18 protein-coding genes are annotated in these 19755 nt (G+C 37.0%); 6 read left to right on the plus strand and 12 right to left on the minus strand.

What is annotated here, in order from left to right; all coding sequences use genetic code 11:
• From B5X76_RS02755 to B5X76_RS02765, 3 genes are all read right to left on the minus strand, one after another.
• Positions 1-2475 (minus strand): heme lyase CcmF/NrfE family subunit, encoded by a 2475-nt coding sequence (locus B5X76_RS02755; RefSeq protein ID WP_079641002.1) that lies wholly within the window; start codon positions 2473-2475, stop codon positions 1-3.
• Positions 2476-2514: 39 nt separating this feature from the next.
• Positions 2515-2922: a cytochrome c maturation protein CcmE domain-containing protein gene (locus tag B5X76_RS02760; protein WP_079641004.1), complete on the minus strand. Its 408-nt coding sequence runs from the start codon at positions 2920-2922 to the stop codon at positions 2515-2517.
• Between the two features lie 409 nt (positions 2923-3331).
• Complete coding sequence (locus B5X76_RS02765) at positions 3332-4606, minus strand: dicarboxylate/amino acid:cation symporter (protein ID WP_245800921.1); 1275 nt, start codon at positions 4604-4606, stop codon at positions 3332-3334.
• A 281-nt stretch (positions 4607-4887) separates the two neighbouring features.
• Here B5X76_RS02765 and B5X76_RS02770 point away from each other — a divergent pair, with 281 nt between their 5' ends.
• Together B5X76_RS02770 and mnmD are read left to right on the plus strand one after the other, a co-directional pair.
• On the plus strand, positions 4888-5838 hold the full coding sequence (locus B5X76_RS02770) for a lipid A-modifier LpxR family protein (protein ID WP_079641006.1): 951 nt from the start codon (positions 4888-4890) through the stop codon (positions 5836-5838).
• 123 nt (positions 5839-5961) lie between these two features.
• Positions 5962-6627, plus strand: coding sequence for a tRNA (5-methylaminomethyl-2-thiouridine)(34)-methyltransferase MnmC2 (mnmD, locus tag B5X76_RS02775; protein ID WP_079641008.1), 666 nt, complete (start codon positions 5962-5964; stop codon positions 6625-6627).
• A gap of 55 nt (positions 6628-6682) precedes the next feature.
• Here the strand turns inward: mnmD and B5X76_RS02780 are convergent, their stop codons facing one another.
• The 3 genes from B5X76_RS02780 to B5X76_RS02790 all read right to left on the minus strand — a co-directional run bounded on the left by B5X76_RS02780 (position 6683) and on the right by B5X76_RS02790 (position 9795).
• Complete coding sequence (locus B5X76_RS02780) at positions 6683-7183, minus strand: FKBP-type peptidyl-prolyl cis-trans isomerase (RefSeq protein WP_079641010.1); 501 nt, start codon at positions 7181-7183, stop codon at positions 6683-6685.
• 21 nt (positions 7184-7204) lie between these two features.
• Positions 7205-9217: a thioredoxin domain-containing protein gene (locus tag B5X76_RS02785; protein WP_079641012.1), complete on the minus strand. Its 2013-nt coding sequence runs from the start codon at positions 9215-9217 to the stop codon at positions 7205-7207.
• Positions 9218-9297: 80 nt separating this feature from the next.
• A complete protein-coding gene (locus B5X76_RS02790) occupies positions 9298-9795 on the minus strand; it encodes a SixA phosphatase family protein (RefSeq protein WP_079641014.1) in 498 nt (165 codons plus the stop codon).
• 215 nt (positions 9796-10010) lie between these two features.
• Between B5X76_RS02790 and B5X76_RS02795 the strand changes: the two genes are divergently transcribed.
• On the plus strand, positions 10011-11249 hold the full coding sequence (locus tag B5X76_RS02795; RefSeq protein ID WP_139375185.1) for a hypothetical protein: 1239 nt from the start codon (positions 10011-10013) through the stop codon (positions 11247-11249).
• A 13-nt stretch (positions 11250-11262) separates the two neighbouring features.
• Here B5X76_RS02795 and B5X76_RS02800 read toward each other — a convergent pair whose 3' ends face one another.
• Complete coding sequence (locus B5X76_RS02800) at positions 11263-12009, minus strand: hypothetical protein (RefSeq protein ID WP_079641018.1); 747 nt, start codon at positions 12007-12009, stop codon at positions 11263-11265.
• A 282-nt stretch (positions 12010-12291) separates the two neighbouring features.
• On the opposite strand from B5X76_RS02800, the gene B5X76_RS02805 reads away from it, so the two are divergent.
• Positions 12292-13386 (plus strand): glycosyltransferase family 4 protein, encoded by a 1095-nt coding sequence (locus B5X76_RS02805; RefSeq protein WP_079641020.1) that lies wholly within the window; start codon positions 12292-12294, stop codon positions 13384-13386.
• A gap of 33 nt (positions 13387-13419) precedes the next feature.
• On the opposite strand, the gene B5X76_RS02810 is transcribed toward B5X76_RS02805, so the two are convergent.
• Positions 13420-14193 carry a glycosyltransferase family 2 protein gene (locus B5X76_RS02810; RefSeq protein ID WP_176140972.1) on the minus strand — a complete coding sequence of 258 codons (774 nt, stop codon included), beginning with the start codon at positions 14191-14193 and terminating at the stop codon, positions 13420-13422.
• Between the two features lie 226 nt (positions 14194-14419).
• Here B5X76_RS02810 and B5X76_RS02815 point away from each other — a divergent pair, with 226 nt between their 5' ends.
• Both B5X76_RS02815 and B5X76_RS02820 read left to right on the plus strand, forming a co-directional pair.
• On the plus strand, positions 14420-15361 hold the full coding sequence (locus B5X76_RS02815; protein WP_079641024.1) for a WaaS/CpsH family glycosyltransferase: 942 nt from the start codon (positions 14420-14422) through the stop codon (positions 15359-15361).
• Positions 15354-16172, plus strand: a complete 819-nt coding sequence (locus tag B5X76_RS02820; protein ID WP_176140973.1) for a glycosyltransferase family 2 protein — start codon at positions 15354-15356, stop codon at positions 16170-16172. The genes B5X76_RS02815 and B5X76_RS02820 overlap by 8 nt, the downstream gene beginning before the upstream one ends.
• A gap of 59 nt (positions 16173-16231) precedes the next feature.
• Here the strand turns inward: B5X76_RS02820 and B5X76_RS02825 are convergent, their stop codons facing one another.
• From B5X76_RS02825 to B5X76_RS02840, 4 genes are read right to left on the minus strand one after another with little or no spacing between them, the layout of a single operon-like run.
• Positions 16232-17236, minus strand: a complete 1005-nt coding sequence (locus B5X76_RS02825; RefSeq protein ID WP_079641028.1) for a glycosyltransferase — start codon at positions 17234-17236, stop codon at positions 16232-16234.
• Positions 17237-17242: 6 nt separating this feature from the next.
• A complete protein-coding gene (locus B5X76_RS02830) occupies positions 17243-18046 on the minus strand; it encodes a glycosyltransferase family 2 protein (protein WP_079641030.1) in 804 nt (267 codons plus the stop codon).
• A 51-nt stretch (positions 18047-18097) separates the two neighbouring features.
• Positions 18098-18943 carry a glycosyltransferase family 2 protein gene (locus B5X76_RS02835; protein WP_079641032.1) on the minus strand — a complete coding sequence of 282 codons (846 nt, stop codon included), beginning with the start codon at positions 18941-18943 and terminating at the stop codon, positions 18098-18100.
• Between the two features lie 4 nt (positions 18944-18947).
• A complete protein-coding gene (locus B5X76_RS02840; protein ID WP_079641034.1) occupies positions 18948-19754 on the minus strand; it encodes a glycosyltransferase family 2 protein in 807 nt (268 codons plus the stop codon).
• Position 19755: the final 1 nt, after the last annotated feature.

Below are 19755 nucleotides of genomic sequence, written 5' to 3' on the forward strand. Positions count from 1 at the left end.
TTAGTTTTTTATCAGATTACTTTTGCCTTCTTTTATTCGTCTGTATATCGCCATACAGAAACCGATAGTCATTACAATCGTGCCTAACCAGAAGAAGTTGATGTAAGGAAATTTGATGGCTTTGAAAACAATCCATTTCTTTTCAGGGAGAGGTTTTTGGTAAACCATAATTTCCAACTTGTCTTTTTCGGGCAGGATATTCGTAAATCTGAATTTCAATCCTTGCTCACTTACATCTTTATTGAAATCATAGGCATTGCCATCTTTCAGTAAGAATGTCGGTTCTACGTCGTATGACTTTTGGTCTGAAGCAATGACTTTAATTTTTAGACCTACTATGACATCACTTGGCTTTAACGGAATGTTTTCCAGTTTAGCATTTTTATTGATGCCTTCTATTACAAAAACACCGTTTCTATAGCGCAATGTATCTCCGATATTTACCTGATAAGTGGCTGGTTCGTCGTAGTCTTCAAATCCGGTTTTCTCTTCTTCTTTGATCTTGCTCATAGGAGCTTGAGAATCGGCGGCAGCAGCCGTGATTAATGTGTAGACATCATGACTTAAATAATGTTTGGTCGCGGGTGTGCCTATCAGCCCGCCCATGTCCGGATTATTTTGAGCAAAAGGACTCAATACGAAATGTTCCTTTACTTTGCCACTCTCTTCGTCCAATCGCTCGTATTTGATGTGGTAGTATACATTGGGTGGAGCTACGCTATCTCCTACATAAGTGATTTTATAGTCTCCCATCTGAACAGGTTCGCCCTCTGTCAAGAATAGATTTTCTCCGGGATCAGTGAACTTGTCGCCCTCTTTTCCAAAGTTTTGAACACCGATATAACCACTGTCATTAACCGATATAACCTCATTTGTAGCTGCAGCAATTAAAGCTCCTAATACAAGCAGTCCAAACCCAATGTGAGACACTGCAGACCCTGTAAGTTTCCATTTCCCTTTGAACGCATCGCTGAGGATACGGATATTGGCAATGACACAGAATACAGCCGTAAATGTGATAAGCACATACATGACATTACTGTACACTTTTGTGAAATAGATTACGACCGCCGCTATTAAAATGGCGACGATCAGAGAAGCCAATATAGAAGCCCAGAATTTTTTGCTATCTGTGCGTTTATATTTCAGGAATTGAGCTATAGCTGTGAGTAATAAGATTACGACAGCAAATGCGCCTTGCCATTTGTTATAATGTGCGATAGGATCAATAGGAGGAGCTACTTTTGTGCCAAAAAGAGCATTAAATACAGGTATTGACGTTGTTGCAATCATCTGTACACAAGCTACCGTAAGGACCAAAGCACCTATAAATAACCAGAATTCCCGGGAATAGATATCTTCTTCTTTCTGAGAACTTGGGATCTCTTTTCGTCTCCACACCATTAGGCCAATCATAATGATGAAAAATGTCAGGTTAAACCAAATCAGCTGTCCCGACATACCTAAACTGGTAAAGGAGTGTACTGAGGTCTCGCCTAATATACCTGAGCGTGTTAGGTAAGAGGCATAAATTACAAGCACAAAACTAACAAGAGATAATAATGTAGCTGTGAAAAAACCATGACCCGAATGCTTGTACGCTAAGATTACGTGCACTGCAGCTATAAGGGTAAACCATGGGATAATGGATACGTTTTCTACCGGATCCCAAGCCCAGAATCCCCCAAAGTTTAATGCCTCATATGCCCAGAATGAACCCATTATGATCCCCGCACCCAATATCATTACCGCGAAAAGTGCCCATGGTAGACCAGGTGTCATCCATTCTTTATAGCGTTTTTGCCATAGTCCAGAAGCTGCATAAGCAAATGGAACGATCATGGACGCAAATCCTAAAAATAAGGTTGGCGGGTGGATGACCATCCAATAGTTCTGTAGTAAGGGGTTTAATCCATTCCCGTCTGCAATCATGGAAAGATAGTTCGGGTCTTTCAAGATTGGAATGTTGAGCGCGTCGCGAAGTAGTATAAATGGTGAGCTGCCGATACGATTTCCAAATATTTCTACGCCAATCAGCATACTGGCCAAAAAGGTCTGACACAGCATGACAAAGGTCATTACTGGAGTTTCCCAGCTCTTGGCTCTAAAGACAAGAACGGTACCTAATACAACCTGCCAAAACATCCAAAGCCAGAAACTGCCTTCTTGCCCTTCCCAAAAAGAGGATATTATATAGTGTGTAGGCAATGTTCTGTCAGAGTGGGCAAAAACATAATGATACTCAAAATAATGGTTGTATATCAAGTAAAATAGAATTGAACCGATGGTGACGATTGATACTGCATTTAGGAAAAAACCTATACGACCTAATTTTTTCCAATGTTGCTCTTCGGGATTCTTAGTTGCAAAGAAGTAACTGATAAGCGAAAGTAAAGACGCTCCAAAAGATAGAATAACAAAAAATTGACCTATCTTTCCTGGCAATAGGTGCTCGCCTACGTAATTAATATCCATTGTAATAAGTAAGAAATTAGAAGTATGAAGTTGGTGAAATTATAATGAAGCAGTAGTTGTCGCTTCGATTACTTCAACTTGATCCTTATTGTATTTTGATGGGCATTTCATTAGAATTTTGCTTGCATGAAATGTATTACCTTCCATTTTTCCCGTTAATACGATTTGCTCCGACCGTTCGATATCCTGTGGTTTTGAACCATTGAATACGATCTGGCATTCTGTACTATCCTTATCATACATATAAAACGAAAAATGATTTGCATCTTTTACCGGATCATAATGAAGATCCTTTTCTTTATTCAATACGCCGACCACATAAAGTTCTGTGTTCTTTTCTTTAGCCTCAGCAAAAGTAGAATACGTACTAGAATCTGTGTAAATAACCAAAATCATGGCAATTGCTATTGCTATGATTACAATTAAAATGATCGAACTTTTTTTCATCTGTTTAAATTATTTTATGATACGCCAGTTGGTGTATCGGTTTTTCTTTTAAAGGGCATTACCTTGTTCCGACTTGTCGGGATGAAGTATCCAAGATACTTCATGTTTGAACTCTTTATAACGAGCACGGATTCATTTGTATAAATGAGTTTGTTGTATCTCGTGTTGTTTTTCTACAAAAATACGAAATGAGAAATGAAAGGAGGAATTTAGCAAATGGATGATATTATTTAGAGATAATCTAAATAATTGCTCAATCTCGGTTAAGGCTTTGTTAATGAGCCGTTAGGTGGTGTTTTGTTTGTCGTTTTATCATATGATGATTTGGATACGCTATTGCATCATGAATATTACAAATCAGGACTACCTCTACGAATGCGTATTTTTAGATTTAGGCCTGATTATCTTTTCAATCTGATGAAAACTTTTCACCAGAGAAGCGGGTGACTAACATAGAGGCTACCGTATCGCCTGTTGCATTCAAAATCGTAGCCAAAGGATCGACCAAAGCTCCGATAATCATTATTGCCGGAATAGCTTCATTAGGTATGCTGTATACTGAAATCATTAACATTTCTCCAATAAAACCGCCGTTCGGAATGCCCCCTGCGACCATGCTGACTAAGAGCGTGATTCCTACAGCCATCAGTAGGGTTGATGGTTCGAAAAAATCCCAATCTAAAATAGCAAAGGCTACATAAATCTTTAAGATAGACGAAATTGCAGAACCGTTTTTATAGAGTGTGTTGCCTAGGGGTATGACGACATTAGCAACGCTATTGGGGATACCTATTCTCTTTGCAGCGAGGAGATTTGAAGGAAGTGTAGCCAGACTACTGCATGTACTCAAAGCGGTAAGAGAGGGAGTAATATTATTGTTCCAAAAAAGAGGGACTCCCTTTCTGCCTTTAGCAATAAAGGCATATAGTGAGAATAGAATAAAGAAAAATATAATTCCGAAAATGTAATAAAACGCCAATGGTTTTGCATAGAAGCCGAATAATTCGGGACCTAGATCATGTACCTGATGGGCAAAATAGGCTCCTAAGCCAATCGGGCCTAATTTCATGACTAAACCTAGCATATTTTTCATTACTTCATTTCCTGCTATCAAAAAACGAAGGAAAGGTTGGGCTATTTCGCCACTTTTGCGAACAGAGGTGCCTACAAGGAAAGAAAAAATAACGAAGGCGAGTATATTCTGTCGGGAAAGGAGATTAACGAATTCGGGGACTGTAACAAATCGGACGATTTTATTGCCCCAACTATCGTTTGGATCTGTTAGAATAGTCTCATCAAGACCTCGGCCATCGCTGATTGCGGTGACTGGGAAGGCCCAAAGTCCTAATATGGTAAGAACTGATGCGATGACTATAGTGATCACAAACACGAAAACCATTGTAGTAAGTATCCGTCCTAAACGATTATCTCCTTCGATATTTGCAACAGCAGATGATATAGCAAAAAATAGTAACGGTATGACGGCAACAAATAATAAATTTAAGAAAATATCACCCAACGGCTTGATGTAAGGAACAAAACCGGGTAAAAATACACCAATAAGACTCCCGATACTGATACCAATCAGAAGGAGAATTATGCTGCTATAGTTCTTAATAATGGATTGCATAAAGCTTAGTCTTAAGCTAAAATAGTTTTTTTTTGCGAATTCTGTTCTAATCATTTTTATTATTAGAATAAGCACCGTATTTCTAATTTTGAATTTAGTTGTTTATTCGCTGCAGTATAATCGTTACGAAGAAGTTAGCTAGTGTTTTTTTGTTAAAATAAACTTAGATTTGAGATTCATATTTCCTCTATGAAAGAATCTAAATGGATGAGGAGAGCTACAAATTCGCTTTTATATCACTAGGCAATGATATTGCTTGTAAAGGCGAATTTATGTAGGTTTGATTAAGTTATCCTTTAGAAAGTTATAACCTTTTTTAATATTAAAGATTACAAATGAGCGTGTGCGATCGGTTAATTCCTGTCTTTAGAAAGAAGTTGCTTCTTGCGATGGGACTTTGTTTTACTGGATTAACTGCGTTTGCCCAAGCAAACAGAAGTCATGCGATAAGCCTGCAAACGGACAATGATTCTTATCTCTTGCAAGGGCAGGATCAGTATTATACGAATGGGCTTGTACTTACTTACGATAAGCTAATGCAGTATTCTGCTACTCATATCGATGTATTATCGCTACAATTTGGACACCAACTTTTCAACGGTAAATATATAGGAGGGAGAAGCGATTTGAACTGGGATCGCCCATCTACAGGTCGTTTTTTCTTGAATGGGGGCTTTCAACGCACTTATACCAGCGATTGGTTATGGCGGGTAAAATTAGAAGTAGGCACGGTCGGAGAAGCTGGTAAGGGTAAGCAGATACAAAGGTTTATCCATAATGTTTTCAATATGTACGAGGTGGAAAGCTGGGAGTCCTCGCTGAACAGCGCTGTGGGATTGGATGTAGAAGCTTCGGTTTTGAAAAATATCTGGCGAAGTGAAACCGATCGTTTTGAGATTGCAGGAGAGGCCGGTGCAAGGGGGGGGATGAATTTTTCTAATGTTTCAGCTCAGTTCACTATTCGTACTGGGAAATTGGCTGCTTACCGTAATAGTCAGTTTGCTGGAAATGGTGGTTTTTTGTCGGATGATACGGAGTATTATTTCTTCTACTCACCCGGTTATATGTACCAGTTTTATAACGCTACTATTCAGGGGGCTTTGTTTACAAGTCAAAAGGAAGGACGTTATGCCATATCTAAACATTTATTGGGGCATAAATTGGGGGCTGTTTATTCTCGACGGGTATTTTCGATTGAAGCTGCAGTAGTTTTTAATACAAAAGAAGGAAGGGATATGTATCGTAACCATCAATTTGCACGCATCAAGGCTGGTTTCCGGTTGTAAGGATTTCGGTTTTTGCATCATGAGGGCAAAACCGCCAAATAAACAAAGGCTAGATTTTTGTCGTGCACCCAGGCTGATCCTTGCACCAAATTTGCGTAAGTTTGTGCAAAAAAATAGTTTATTATGGATTTTGTGGTTACAGCCGATGGCTCTAATACTTTATATCATGCCGAAGTTGGTGAACATTATCATTCGAAACATGGCGCACTACAGGAAAGCAAGCATGTGTTTGTTCAGTCCGGCTTAGCGTATTATCTTGAGAAGGAAAATACAGATAAAGCGGCTGTTTTGGAAATAGGATTTGGTACTGGGCTCAATTTTTTGCAATCCGCTGATTACGCTTTCAAAAATAAGCTCAAACTTCATTATTGTGGTATAGAGGCTTATCCTTTGTTGGAAGATGTTATATTCGCTACAGGGTACGATAATTATGTAATACCTGGCATCTGGGCGTCTTTTAGAGATAAGTATAATAACGCTTGGTCTCAATCTACCGATCTTACTCCTGATATAACTTGGAAATTAGTTCATCACAAAGTGCTTGAATTCAATAGTGATCAATTATTTGACGTAATTTATTTTGATGCTTTTGCGGCGATCCATCAACCAGAGATGTGGTCTGATGAGACTCTTGCTCATGTCTGTCAATATTTGCGGGAGGGGGGCGTATTCGTTACTTATGCTATTACCGGGAATCTGAAACGCTCGATGAAAGCTTTAGGCTTTAAGGTTGAAAAGGCACCAGGGGCGCCAGGGAAAAGAGAAATGCTACGTGCTGTAAAACAATAAAAAAGAGCTGTCTTTTTGAGACAGCTCTTTTTTATTGTTTTATCGATACTTTAGACTAGTGTCCTTCTGTACCGTCGATGCCATGTGAATGACCGTGAGAAAGCTCTTCTTCAGTCGCCGGGCGAACTGCTAATACTTCAATGTCAAAGTTTAATTTTTTACCAGCCATTGGGTGGTTTAAGTCTGCTACTACAACTTCAGGGCTCACTTCTACTACTACAGCACGGAATTGATTTCCTTGGTTGTCTTGTAATGGTAATACTTCACCTACTGGAGGCAGACCAGTTTCGTTAAACATATCAGCTGGTAGTTGTGCCATGGCTCTGTCATCTCTTTCTCCGTAAGCGTCTACTGCTTCAAGTTCAAAAGATGATTTGTCACCGATTTGAAGACCAGCAATGTTTTCTTCGAATTTTGGTAACATCATTCCCACACCATATAGAAATGTTAGCGGATTTTCAGTTGTTGTTTGCTCTACAAACGTTTTCTCTCCGTTTTCTTCAATTGTGTGAAGAATGTAATTCAACGTTACTACGTTGTTGTTTTCTATTGCCATTTTTTAATGTTTAAAGAGGTTTTAACCCTCATTACTATTTATTAATTCAATCAATTGTGTAATCGACGGTTGAGGAAGACTACAGGTTTTGCTTCGACAAAGGTAGGCTTTTGATTCCAATTCTTGTTTATTTACTAACAAAGGAAGTGTAGATTTTGTTCCTCCTAAGATTATTTTATTTGGAATATAGCACTTCTTATCCAATTCTTTGCGCCATTTTATGGCATTTTCTCCTGTTAACGCAATCTCATTGGTCCCGAAATGAAACTCAAGTAATTGTATTGCCCAATTAGAGTATGCAGATCCATAACTCGCGACATGTGGAAATACATTAGCGAAGACTTGATCCGCTATTGCCGAATAATTATCTTTATCAAAAAGTAGAGCCAATTTATAGAGTTGACGTACTATACTGGAGGATGAGCCAGGGATCACATTATCCATAATCTCGCTTTTACGTGCGATGAGTTCTTCGCCTTCACTGGAGGTATAGTAGAAAGTAGCCGTTTTGCTCTCATAGAATAGAGAAATCGCGCGATCCGCTAAATTTTTTGCTTTATGCAGCCAATCTTCTTCAAATGTAGCTTCATACAATGCAATATAAGCCTCTATTGTCAGTGCGTAATCATCGAGGAAGCCGGGGATTTGTCTGTTTTTATCTTGGGGTTGATGTAGTAAAGAACCTTCTATTGTGCATTCTTTGACGATAAAGTGGGCGATGCCCGTAGCTGTCGTTAGGTAAGATGGTGTAGCGAAAATCCTGTAAGCGTCTACTAGCCCCTTTAATAACAGCGCATTCCAGCTGGTAAGCTGTTTGTTGTCTAAGCCGGGGCGAACCCTTGTAGCTCTATAGGCTAGAAGTTTGGTTTTAATTTCGGCCAAATAGGCAGCCCATTCATCCGCTGAAAATCCTGCTTCACGAATGAGGTGTTCATTGTTGTTATCTACGTAAGGGATATTTGTCTGCTCCTCCCTCCAATTTCCTTCAGCTGTAATGTTAAAATAGTTACGTGCTAGATCAGCATCATCACCTAAAAGATCGAATTCTTGGGACTGGAATGTATAGAACTTACCTTCTACACCCTCACTGTCGGCATCTAATGCGCTGTAAAAGCCTCCATTTTCAGCCTTCATTTCGCGAATAGTCCAAGCGATGGTTTCTTCAACGACCGTTTTGTATAATAAGTTGGGGGACTGTTGATACGCTTCACTATAAAGTGAAATCAATTGACCATTGTCATATAGCATTTTCTCAAAATGCGGGACATGCCACCTTTCATCTACGGAATAACGTGAAAATCCTCCTCCAACGTGGTCGTATATACCACCATTAGCGATCTGTTTTAATGTGAAATGAACATGATCCAATAGATCCTGATCTTTTGTTAATACAGCATAACGCAATAGAAAGACCCAGTTATTGGGTAAAGGGAATTTTGGTGCCCTGCGATAGCCTCCAAATTTGAAATCAAATTGTTCTTTCCAAGGGAGTACTATTGTCTTTAGATCTTTCAAACTGTACTGTTCGGGTATCTCAGCTATAGGAAGCCGTTCGGCCTGCTGAATTCCAGCAGTTAGCTTTTCGGCATAATTAATCGCTGTTTGGGGCGACTCTTCCCACATTTGAGCAATCTGCAATAAGATGTTTTGCCAATCGTGAGGCTTGAAGTAGGTGCCGCCGTAGATGGGGCGCCCATCAGGAAGACAGATTGCATTAAGTGGCCACCCCCCCGATTTGGTCATCAGCTGTACCGCAATCATGTATATCTGGTCGATGTCGGGGCGTTCTTCACGATCTATTTTTATCGAAATATAAAACTTGTTCATCGTCTCTGCAATGGCTTCATTTTCGAAACTTTCACGTTCCATGACATGGCACCAATGGCATGCCGAGTATCCAATACTGATAATGATTAACTTATTTTCCTTTTTTGCCTTTGCTAACGCTTCTTCACCCCAAGGCATCCAGTGCACTGGGTTGTGCATGTGTTGCTTTAGGTAGGGAGAGCTCTCGTGTTGGAGTTTATTTGCCATATAGCGAAAATACACAAAAGTTTATGTAAGGGTAGGTTTGTGTTTTTATTGAAATATTATTTCGTGAAAGAGTGGGTGTTTTATTGTTCTTGAATGATTTGAAGTAGCGCTCCGGTACTTCCTGACAAGCTCGCAAAGTCAATACCTTCTTCTAGTTTTATTACAGCTACATGTGAAGTCTTTAGATCTATATAACTGTCACAAATGTAATTGGTTAAATTGGAGAGACCCGGATTGTGTCCGAATACAAATAGGGTATCAACGTGGTCAGCCGTTTGGTTTATCACACGAAGGATATCAAGATGCTGTGCTTCATAAATTTCTCGGGTCTGTTGTATATCTTCTATTGGGAAGCTTAATGTCTTACAGAAGATCTCTGCTGTTTGAATAGCGCGATTGGCAGAAGAAGAGTATACTGCCGTATTTTCATTGATTGAAAGGAGGGTTTTCAGGTGCGCGGCAATTTCTGTTGCGCGTTGGATACCTTTTGTTATAATGTTACGGTCAAAATCCCTTTTGTCCCAGGTTGGTGGTTCTGCTTTCGCATGGCGGATTATATAAAGTGTTTTAGCAGTCATTTTACTTTTGTTTTTTTAAATAAACCTACATAAATTCGCGTTTATACGCAATATAATTGCGTTGAAATATAAAAACGGATTTTGTAGCTTTCCTCATCCATTTAGATTTTTTTTAACGGGAGAAATATACATAATTTGTGCTATAAAGTATCGGCTTGCTCAGCGTTGTCTCTTGGCAATAGCATGGTAAGACGAATTCGATTAACCTAAGTAAGATGCGTTTAAGAAGATACCGTTGTTTTCTAGTGCTTTGTCTATTTTGGACGGCCTGTTCGAAAGAAGAAACAGAAGTAAAACCACCAGTGGTGGAAGAGAGTATGGGAGAGGGGCAAGAGATTGTTTCTTCTCATATCTTTAAGGATTTGGGAAGTATGGATATTGCTGTAGAGGCCAATGGTAATTATTGGGGAGGAAATGATTTCGGGCTTATTAAAGATATATCGGGCAAGAGGTATAGTTACTGTCATCCGGATGTCGAATACTTTGCAAATGGACTCTACGGTTATAAATATTGGATGGTCTTTACGCCCTACTTTGGGCAGGTCGGGAGTAGTGGCAATGCTATTTTGTATGAGAATCCGACAGTTGTAGTATCCAATGACGCGCTTCACTGGACTGTTCCTTTCGGTTTGATGAACCCTATACAGCGCCCTCCTATGAAAGAGGACGGTGAATTAGATGATTCTCAAAATCGGCGTCAAGGATATTGGTCTGATGTTGATTGGATATATCATAACGGGATCTTTGAGCTTTATTACCGCGGTAATGGTGTGTCTCAAAAGAGTCTTGAGCGGATTTGTAGTAACAGTTCTAATAATACGAGAAAACTGAGTGGAAAGAGTGCTGGGCGTAATATTATAAGGCAGACCTCCGTAGATGGGATAAAGTGGAGTCCTGTAGAGATTGCTTTTACAAGTAATTACCCAACGACGTTGTTTGACAATCATGTTTTGTCACCTTCTTTTGTACAGGTAGGAGACAATATAATTTCCTATGAAGTGGATTTTAATACCGGCAAGGAGGGGTATAAAGAAAATGATGGGTCTTTCGTGTTACAGCGGATTTCTAAAAATGGCCTTGACTTTACAGATTTTAAAGAGAGTAAGATCGTACATTTTGTGAATAAGCCTTGGACTTCTGGAGATAAGAACTATTCTCCATGGCATTTGCATGCTTGTTATAGAGATGGGTATTATTTTCTTACGTTGGCAGTAGGCGATGTGAAAAGATATACTTCAGAAGAGTTATATCTAGCTTTCTCTAAAGACGGGGTTAACTTTAACGTTTTTCCAAAAGCTATTGTAACATCGAACGTCTATCGATCAAGCATATTCCCAACCGGAGATAGTAATGAGAAAATGGATTTTGGCGCAGTAATCGGTTTGCGGACAGGTGAATTTAAATACCGAAAATTCTCTATTAAGAAGCAGTTGCTAAGAAAATTGGTGGGGTAAGTCCAGTCGGATTTTACTTGAGATAGCGGCTTTTTGTCTTAAATCGAATAAAGCCGTCTTTTAATCGATACGGAGTTTCGTTCTCATTGTATACGTTCAATTCAAAGCGAGCCTCGATACACAATACGTCATGTTGCAAAGTATCGATTTTTATAATATGAAAGTAGGAGTCGTCTTGTAGTTGATTTTTAAGCTTCGAACGTAGGAGTATGGAATACGCAGGTATAGATGTGGTCAATACTTTTCCTGTCTGTAGTGGGTATAGTTCGAGACTGACTCCCTCTGTTGTATTTTCAAGATTATTGTCCGTAGCAAATTGAGCGGGACCTACGAAAAAAGTCGAATCGTTGTTCTTTGGAGCTAGTAAAGCGGTTTTTTGAAGAAGGTTGTTCTTGTCGTACTTTTTGCTAAAGCCAAATGATATGTTAGAAAACTCGGGCGATTTGAATGAAAATGTTTGTTCGAATAATAAAGAGTCATTTTCTCCATACCACCAATATCCTCCCGTTGCATAGGCAGTCTCTCGATTCTTGATTGCAGAAGAGTGAGGTTTGATATTGATTTGTTTGTTCGAAAAACCAAAACCGTTCATTTCATTGGAGCTGTAGGTTCTGTTGTTTAACGTAAATGAAATACTGTCTCTATTTGCGGGGTCTGTATTCCAGGCTTGTTCGTCAATCGAGATTTCTTCCCCATCCTTTTGACAGGACACCAGCGATATCGCGAAAAATAATAGTATGGCTGGTAATGGAAATTTCATAGTTTAAAGCTATTCTACCAAATATAGTTATTATTCCCTATAAAACATTTTTTTTATAGATCTTTCTAACCTTTGAGGTTTTTTAGGCAAGGGAACTACCCAATTTCTCCCCATCAGAAAAGCTATGAAGGATATATAGCCTGTGTTGAGCCTTCCGATTTCCTATTAGGCATAAGGAAGATGATATTTGGTGCGTGGTAGGGAAGTTAAATAAGTTCTAAGTTATTTGTATTGCTTATCTTTACCTCCTTATTGAGTAGATCAGTCGTATAATTTCTTGGAATGAATATTTTGTTTGATTATCAGATTTTTGTAGCTCAAAAGTTTGATGGAATATCCCGGTATTTTGTGGACCTAATAACCGGAGTAGAGATGACTGCAGGTTTCTCTGCTAATTTGGAAGTTGTAGGTAATAAAAATCACTACCTGCCAAAGTCTTATCTGAAGGAGTTTTCGTTACTAGAGAAGTTGAAAAAATACCCCAGCAAAATGCACAAGGTATTAAGGAAAAATCAACGTATTACCTTCGACTTGCTCGAAAAAGCGGACATTGATGTCTTTCATCCGACCTATTATGATCCTTATTTTGTCGATCGGATCAAGAAACCCATGATTATTACTATTCATGACATGATCTACGAAAATTTTCCTCATTTATTTTCACCTGACGAGCCTATAGCATATTATAAGCGTCTACATATTGAAAGAGCAGATCACATCATTGCCGTTTCTCAGCGGACTAAAGAGGATATTTTGAAATATTATCCTTTAGATGATTCGAAAATAACGGTCGTGCATCATGGTATAGATCTGGAATCTTCGTTGTATTATCAAAATATAGCTGATCTCCCTCAAAACTATATCTTGTATGTCGGTGGTAGATACGGGTACAAAAACTTTGAACTGTTGGTTCAGGCTTTTTCTGTTATTTCGTCAAGGTATGATGATCTAAAGTTAGTCGTTACTGGAAGTCCGTTTGGTATGGCCGAACAAGAGCTTTTATTTAGGAATAATGTGCAGGATAAGATTTTAATACTTTCCGCTAATGATGATCAACTGAATACCTTGTATAAGAATGCGTTGTTTTTTATTTATCCCTCTTTGTATGAAGGTTTTGGTTTACCTATTTTGGAAGCATATAAGAATGAATGTCCGGTGTTGTTGAGCAAGGCAAGTTGTTTTCCAGAAGTCGCAGCTGAGGCTGCGGCCTATTTTGATCCCCTTTCTGTGGAGTCGTTGATGGAGCAGATGGAATTATTGTTGGGTAGCCAAGCGTTTAGGAATCAACTGGTAAAGGCCGGGAAGGCGATGCTGCAGAACTATTCGATGAAGTCTTGTGTTAATAAAACTTTAGACGTTTACAAGAGTTTACTTTAGAACCTACTTCAAGTCAGTTAAAAATATCGGAGTTTACTGAAATTTCTTTACACCTAGCTTTTTCAATAGACGGAATCCTTTTGAAGATTTAATCCTAGTAAGAGCTTGTTTGTTTGCTTTATGTGTCAAATGTTCTTCATAAAATAGGGGAAATTCATTACTCAAAAAATGAAATCTTTCATTTGTGATTTTGTTACTGTTGTTGGGGTCTGAACTCATTCCATTCGTGTCGAAAACAGATATAATTTGATCGATGTGCTTAGTTGTTGCACATTCTTTAAGTATACATCTGAGGAAGAAGACCCAATCTGATATTATTTTGTAGTTCGTGTCATAATTTCCAACTTGTTTAAAAAGATCACGCCGTATAAAAGTAGCTGGATGACCAAGCGAGGCTTCAAAAAGAAATTCGACAGTGAGTTTATCTGGGTAACGATATACATGAGGATGCTTTTGGTCATCGAATATTAAATCACCATATATTATATCCGTATTCAATAAATGGGGCACAATATTTTTCAACGTGTGTTCTGTGTTTAAAAAATCACCGCTGTTTAAAAATAAAAGATATTCTCCACTAGCCATATTTATACCCTTATTCATCGCATCATAAACACCCTTATCTTTTTCAGAAATCCAATTATTGATGCGCGAACACGATTCCAGTAGAGATAGGCTGCCATCGTTGGAAAGACCATCAACGACTATATACTCAAACTGTTGAAAAGTTTGATTTATAACAGAAGTTATTGTAGCATCTAGTCCTTTTTTATCGTTCAGATTAACTGTGATAATTGATAATTTCATTGACATAATTTGTCTCAAATTTACTGTTTATATTTTGTTTTTAAACATCATTATGAATAGTGAGGATCTTGTTTTCTTAGGTTTTTTGACAGGCAAATACTAGTTTTAGAATTTTAGTGTGATAAAAAAGAATAATTGTACCACAAACAGAAAGAAGAAGAGGTTCCTTTTGTTAGCGCCAAGCAGTTTTAACTTGTACAAGTTGATTGTGAAAAATCTTGAGCACATGGGGTTTGAAGTTGTCCATATCGAGGATAGTGGATATTCCTTTAAATATCAATCTTTCTTTGATCGGATTTCTAATGCGTTTCACAAGTTATTTTTAAAAGATAACTACAAAAAGAAATTGTATGATGACTATGTTATAAAGAGACAATTTGAAATATTAAATACATGTCAACACTTTGATAATGCCTTGGTGATACGTGCTGATTTTTTTTCAATGGATTTAATTGAAACAATACGTCCGAAAGTTAGCAATTTTTTTAGTTTTCATTTTGATGGCATTGATAGAGATAAGAGCATCCTAGAATATGCCAATTTATTTGATGATTTCTATGTATTTGATGAGGCTGATTTAAAAAAAGCATTTAGCAATAATTGGAAGTATTCGACTAATTTTTATATTGATTATCCAGGAGCTACTTTGAATAACAATTCCGTGGGTATATATTATGATGTTTATTACGTTAGTTTTTACCATGAAAGTAGAATAGAAGACGTCGTATTAATTCACAAAACGCTTAAGGGAATTTTTAAATCTATAAAATTTATTGTATTCTGTCGTTTGGAAGATTTAGAGAAGCTTCCGAGCTATGTTAAGGAAGAGATGGAAATTACGCAATCTACGATTTCTTACGATGAACAACTGACGATTGTCGCAAATTCTGCGGTCATAATAGACTTGGTGCTGTCTGAGCACAGCGGGTGGTCATTTAGATTAATGGAAAGTATTCAATTTGAGAAGAAGGTGATTACCACAAATGATGCAGTAATTAACGCGGATTTTTATAATCCCAATAATATATTTGTGCTTACGAAGGAGAATCATGGTGAAATCGCAGCGTTTTTGAAGATACCGTATCAAAAATTACCTGAAAGTATTGTGCGAAAGTATGGTTTTACCGAATGGCTAGAATCAAAAATAACTAATGGAGAAAATGAATAAATTGGTAAGTATCATTGTACCGGCATATAATGTTGAATCAACAATAATAGAGACGCTTAATTCTGTTGTTGAGCAAACTTATTCGACAGTTGAAGTTATCATTGTCAATGATGGATCTACTGATAGAACCGTAGATTTGGTAAAAGAATTTATTGTCAATAGAGCTAATTTCTCTCTTTACTCTAAAAACAATGGTGGATTACCTGCTACACGAAACTATGGGTTTGTTCGCAGTAAAGGGGAATATGTTGTTTTCTTAGACGCTGATGATTTGATTGATAAGACCTACGTTGAGTTCTGTGTTAAGGCCTTCTTACATAATGATGCGTTGTCTGTGGTTTATACACAAACCATGCTATTTGAACGAGTAAATGAATTATTCGATTTACCTTCTTTTTCTTATGAGCGTCTTTTAACTCAGAACTGTATTACCGCTACCGCTATGATTAAAAGTGTCTATTTCCGTGAAATAGGTATGTATGACGAAGGTTTAAATTTTTGTGAGGACTGGGACTTATGGATAAGACTGCTCGATAAATTTCCAAATGTTGAATATATTGAGCAGCCGTTATTTTTCTATCGTCGACGAAATACCGAAAACTCTATGACGGATCTAAACAAGAAAAAGAATATTTCTGAAAAAGCAATTCTTTACATCTATAATAAGAACTATGATATTTACGCTAAATATGGTTTAGGAATAGGGAAGTTGTTTTATGGACAGGAAGAAGTTCAAAAATATAAGTACAAATATTATAACGTCTGGTACCGTAAGTTGTTCTACCTATTGAAAAGAAGACGAAATAACTAGTACATGATGGTATAGGACGATAAATTAACCGAATTGTAAATTGTTGTTTAATCCGAGTGTTATTTTCTAATACGAGGGAGCCTGTTATCAGAAATAAAGTTTAATATTTTTTTTAACTCGATATCTGTTGGAGAATTGAAAAGAAGCTGAAATAAAGTATTGTGTTTTATTTTGCTTTTTTTGTTTTTTGCTAAGAACAAACGAATAGGAGTGAGTATCTTTAATCTTAATCTGTTTACTTTAGAGTAAGATACACTTCCAAAGATTTTAGCAGATTGGATATATTTGTCTATAATGTCAAACGATTCCTCAATTCTTTTGTTTAATTTAATATTGTAGTCTTCTGTTAGTCTATCATTAGGGACAAAATGTTGAAGAATTAAATCTTTATCATAGAAAAGATGATACCCTCTTAAAATTAAGCGTAAACAATACTCAGTATCTTCAGCAATAAAATGACTTTTGTTCTGAGTATCTTTAATAAATAAAGAAGGGTAGAGAGCGTAAAAATTCCTATACAAAGTCACATGAGATACCATGCCAGCTCCCCAAATAAACTTTCGATAGGTAATGTTTCCACTTTTTTCCCCTTGTACACCAAGAGCGTATCTCTCCTGATCCTTTGTGAGCCATAGCGGAATTTCGCTGTCTCTGTTTTCAAGTACCGCAATAGATCTCCCTCCTAACGCGCCGATACATGGGTTTTCTTCTAATGAACGATAAGCTCGTTCAATATAATCTTCTGAAAGCCAATTATCGTCATCACAGACAATAAAATAAGTGTATTTTGCTTCGTTTATACCTCTTGTAAGTGCATAATATTTTCCTGGAGTTGATTCGTTTAGCAACCTGATAGGAACTTTAGAATCTTGGTCTTTCCAATACTCTTCTACAACTTTCAAAGATCCATCGATCGAGTTATTATCTATGAAAATTACTTCCCAATTGATGTTATTATTAGTTCGTTGATTTATTAAGTGTTGAAGTGTAGTCGGTAACTTATCAGCGCCGTTGAATGAACAAATAATAACTGAAACGCCTTTTCGTAATTCCGTAATTTTCATTTAAAATCAGATACTATATACTTCAGATAATCCAGGAAAACGTTTAACAATTTTTTCTTTCAGGGATTCCCTATAAACTTTTTCATTTGTAGCAGAATTTCCCCTAGAATTTAGCGGGTGAAAGATATGAAATCCTATCGCTGACCATTTAACTCTTTTTTTTCTTATGCCACTGTTTATTAGACGTTGGGCTAATTCATAATCCTCCCAACCCCAGCCTTTGAAGTCATTGAAATAACCATTTATTTTTATAAAATCTACTTTCCAAAATGCCATATTGCAGCCTTTTACATTCCAAGAGCTTAAAGGATCGGCTTTAAAGAAGAAAGACAAATAAGGGAAGTGGATCGCATTAAATCTCGTTTCCAATCCTCCTGTAAAAAAGGAAAATTTGAATTGTCCATTTTTTAAAATTTGATTAGATTTTTTTTCGCTAATAGACGCGCGACTTCCAGCTATAAAAAATCCTTTTCTTCTTTGTTTGAAATGATCTTTTATAAAGTGTTTGTGTAGAACTATATCTCCGTCAATTTGTATGATATATTCACCAGAACTTTGCTGAATAGCTTTGTTTAGAATGAGACTTTTCCTAAAACCCAGATCTTCGTGCCAAACATGTTTTAAGGGGATTCCAAACATCGGTTTATAATGGTCGATCAATCGTTTTGTTTCATCGGAGGAACCATCATCTGCAATAATAACTTCTTGAGGCATCATGCTCTGAACAAGTATACTCTTTAAAATAAGTTCAAGTGCATGCGGCCAATTATAGGTAGAGATAAGTAATGTTATATCCGATTGTTTAATCATATTTGAATAAAATTGTCCTTGGAGCTTTTAACGTAATTACACAGTAAAATGTTACACTTGTTCAAAATTATTTATTGAAGATGTTACAGTTTGAGAGATTATTCCATTTATTGCCCATTTTTTTTTATTGCTTATAGTATCTTTTAATACTTGCTGATTTTGCTGTAGGAGAGATTTGTCGTTTTCGGAATGGAATAAATGATATGCAATACCTGAGAATTTAATAAAGCGTTTCTTAACTCCGGAATTTATTAATCTCATCGCCAACTCTGCATCTTCACTTCCCCATCCTTGAATATCTTGGTCATAACCATTTACTGAAATCAAATCTGATTTCCAAAAGGCCATATTACAGCCTCTTAGGGCTATAGGTTTATTTTTTTTGTACCTATCTGCAAGGATCTGTGATAAAAGTTTTATACGGATACTATTTAATATAGTCTTCAATGGAAATTTAATGTAATCGAATCGCGGTATTGAATCAGATTGTAAGATTTCCAAACTTTGCTCTTGGGATAACCACACTCTACTTCCACATACGAAAGCATTTGGTTGTGCTAAGCGTATGTGATCTTCAAGAAAATGCTTTTCTATTATTATATCTCCGTCTATTTGAACGATATAATCATATAAGGCTTTAGAAATAGCTTTATTCCTAATCGTCGCTAATTGGAATCCTTGATCCGGGTGCCAAACGTGGACTATTGGAATAGTAGTTGTTTTTTTTAATTTGTTTATTAGATCTAAAGTTTCTGGTTTTGATCCATCGTCTGCGATAATAATCTCGTCTGGTAACCTGGTTTGAAGAAGTGCACTCATTAAGCATTTTTCCAAAGCACTAGGCCAGTTGTAGGTAGAGATTAATAGACTTACTTTAAACAGTTCACAATTTTTCATTACACTAATCTAGATGTTGATCTAACCCGACTTTTGTCCAAGTTGTTTTGGAAAGCAAAGTTTGTTCCAAAATCAATTTGTTTTTTGATTCAATTTCTAAGGATTTCCTTTCGGGGTGATATATATGGTAAGCTATCGCTGCAAACTTAATGACCGATTTTTTGATTCCATTATTCATTAATCTTAGCGTTAAGTCACTGTCCTCATGTCCCCATCCTTCGAACATCTCGTCATACCCATTCACTGCTAATAAGTCCTTTTTCCAGAAAGACATATTAGCACCTCGTGCAAAATAGACAGGATATCTGTTTCGGTATTTATTAATTAAATATTTCGCTATAGGTAGTAGACGAAAACCATTTTCTCTTCGCTTTATATCTAGATTATATATATTGATTTTTACTGAAGAATTACTTAATAGTCTTTGTGAGTAAGTCTGACCTAGCATTACTCGAGATCCTTGAAGTAGATAGCCTGTTCTAGCAAATAATAAATGGTCCTTCACAAAATCTCTATGTAAAATAATATCTCCATCTATTTGAATAATATAATCTCCTGTTGTGCGGGCAAAGCTTTTATTTCTTATACTAGCTAACCTGAAGCCACGATCTTCATGCCATATATGTTGAATTGGTATACTGCTTCTAGATATAAAATAGTTTATTAAATCTCGAGTTTCTGGTTTTGAACCATCGTCTGCAATAATGATTTCATCAGGTAATACTGTTTGTTCTAGGACGCTTTGTAGACAAAGGTTCAAGGCCTCTGGCCAATTATAAGTAGAAATTATCAATGAACACTTTTTACTCATT

It is taken from the genome of Sphingobacterium nematocida, from assembly GCF_900168125.1.
In the GTDB taxonomy this organism is placed as follows: Bacteria; Bacteroidota; Bacteroidia; order Sphingobacteriales; family Sphingobacteriaceae; genus Sphingobacterium; species Sphingobacterium nematocida.